Consider the following 2216-nt stretch of genomic DNA (forward strand, 5'->3'; position numbering starts at 1 on the left):
CAGCCCGGGATCACCTGGTTCAGCGGGAAGGTCGCCGGCTCGCCACGATCGACGGAGCTGTCAAACTTGGTGCCATCGGTCAGAGTGCCAGTGTAGTGCACCTTGACGATATCGGTGGCCTTCGGCTTGGCGCCTGTGCCCATCTTCTCGACCTGATACTGCAGGCCGGATTCAGTGGTCTTCACGCCCTCTTTCTTGGCATTGTCAGCCAGGAAGGCTTCGCCCTTCTTCAGGTTCTCAACGGCATCTTTCTCGGCCTTGGCCTTGGTCAGCTCGTTGATCTTGGCGTCGTACTGCTGCAGAACCTTCTGGATCTCTTCATCGGTCATCTTGGCGTCTTTGCCCAGACCGTCAGTCACCCCTTTCAGGATCACGGCGTTGTCCAGCTTGATGCCGAGCTCTTGTTGACGCTCCAGGGTATTGGCGATGTAACGCCCCATGGAGAGGCCAATCGCATAACCGGATTGCTCTTCAAAGCTCTTGGCTTCAGCCTTGGTCGCCTCTGCAGGCTTGCTGGCCTCTGCCTTCACCTCGGCGGTATTGGCCGCCGGCTTCTCGTCTTGGCAAGCAGTCAGACCCACGGCAACCGCCGCAGCCAACAGGGACACCTTCAGAAATTTATTCATCAGTTTCTCCAAACTTCAAATACCGCTCTCGGTTCCATCGTGAAATGAGAGGTTTATCGTGACAAGCGCCTTATACTAACGCCGTGATTGCAGGTAACAACAGCGTGAGACCGCAAAAATGTTAAAAAGTGCTATTTATCTGGTAAGCCTCTGCTTGATGCTGACTGGCTGCGAGCAAAGCGCCCGGCCAGACCAGCAAATTACCCTCGCCAGCACAGGCCTGCTGACCGCCGATCTCTCCAGCGATGGCAAGCAAGCCATCGTCTCCAGCTTGAGTCAGGGTATCGTGGTATGGGACCTTGAGCAAAACCGCCAACGCTGGCGCTGGACGCAATCAGACGCACCGGACAACCTGGTGTTCATTACCCGTTTTGCCGAAGGCAACAACCACGCCGTCACCGCAACGTCAAATACCTTCGCCATCTGGGCCCTCCAGAATGGGCATTCGCAAGGCTACTACTCCCTTCCTGAATCCAGGCTGAGGGACATCGCCCTGTCGGCAGATGGCCGTCAGGTGCTGATCGGTCGGGAAGATGGCAAGGCGGAGGTGGTCGACACCCAGAGCGGGCGCCGCCTGCAATTCCTGGGGCATACTGAGCAGATCAATACGGTGGATCTCTCCGCCAATGGCCGCTATGCCCTGACCGGTGGCAACGACTACAGCGCCTATCTGTGGGATACCCAAAGTGGCCAGGTAGTGTGGCGTTTCAACCACGGCGGCCGGGTAGTGATGGCCAGACTGGAGCCCAGCGGCCGCTACGCCTTCACCGCTGACAGCCGTCAGGCCAGCATCTGGGATCTGAAAACAGGTAAAGAGGTGAGCCGGCTGCAGTTTGATCACCGTTTCGAGGTGTACAGCAGCGCCCGCTTCGCCAACGACGGCAAATGGCTCATTACTGGCGCCCCGTCCCGTCAGCTCTCCCTGTGGCGGGTGAGCGATGGTACCTTGCTGCAGAGCTGGCGCGTCGCCCCCTATCCCAAGGCAAAACCGCCCAGCGCTGTGGTCTACGGCGTGGCTTTGCGCGACAATAGCCACCTTGTCAGCGCCAGCTCCAGTGGTCTGGCCGAAATCTGGACAATCAAGTAAGGACCCGAAGGCCCATGAGTCAGCAAGTAAACGATCGCATCGAAACCCTGGAAACCCGTCTTGCCTATGCGGAATACACCATAGAGCTGCTCAACGACGAGGTCACCACCCAGGGGCGCGAGCTGGATCGGCTCAAGCATCAGATCCAGCTGCTGGTGGACAAGCTCAAGAGCGTGCAGCCGAGCCAGATTGCCAGCATGTCCGAAGAGACGCCGCCCCCTCACTACTGATCCGGTGACGCCAGTCACCTGTTCATAAAAAAACCCGCGCCAGGCGCGGGTTTTTTATCTCGGGTCGAACCCGGATCAGTGGTGATGGCCCTTGCCACCGCAACCGCCGCCACCGCAGCAGCCGCCGTGACCATGGTCGTCACCGTGATCATGGCCGTGGTCGTGACCGTGGCCGGCACCGCCGCAGCAACCACCATGGCCATGCTCTTCTTCATGATGGTGATGACCACCACCACAGCAGCCACCGTGATCGTGGTCATGATCATGATCATG

At 58.8% G+C, this 2216-nt stretch carries 4 protein-coding genes; 3 read left to right on the plus strand and 1 reads right to left on the minus strand.

The features are described from left to right. The coding region (locus BN1123_RS11770; protein ID WP_042027195.1) for an FKBP-type peptidyl-prolyl cis-trans isomerase N-terminal domain-containing protein at positions 1 to 626 on the minus strand (626 nt) is incomplete at its 3' end. Positions 627 to 744: 118 nt separating this feature from the next. Between BN1123_RS11770 and BN1123_RS11775 the strand changes: the two genes are divergently transcribed. The 3 genes from BN1123_RS11775 to BN1123_RS21835 all read left to right on the plus strand — a co-directional run. Further along, complete coding sequence (locus tag BN1123_RS11775; protein WP_042027196.1) at positions 745 to 1713, plus strand: WD40 repeat domain-containing protein; 969 nt, start codon at positions 745 to 747, stop codon at positions 1711 to 1713. A gap of 14 nt (positions 1714 to 1727) precedes the next feature. Further along, positions 1728 to 1943 carry a SlyX family protein gene (locus tag BN1123_RS11780; protein WP_042027198.1) on the plus strand — a complete coding sequence of 72 codons (216 nt, stop codon included), beginning with the start codon at positions 1728 to 1730 and terminating at the stop codon, positions 1941 to 1943. Between the two features lie 84 nt (positions 1944 to 2027). Continuing rightward, the coding region (locus BN1123_RS21835; protein WP_042027199.1) for a hypothetical protein at positions 2028 to 2216 on the plus strand (189 nt) is incomplete at its 3' end.

It is taken from the genome of Aeromonas enteropelogenes (assembly GCF_000819845.1).
Lineage (GTDB): Bacteria > Pseudomonadota > Gammaproteobacteria > Enterobacterales > Aeromonadaceae > Aeromonas > Aeromonas enteropelogenes.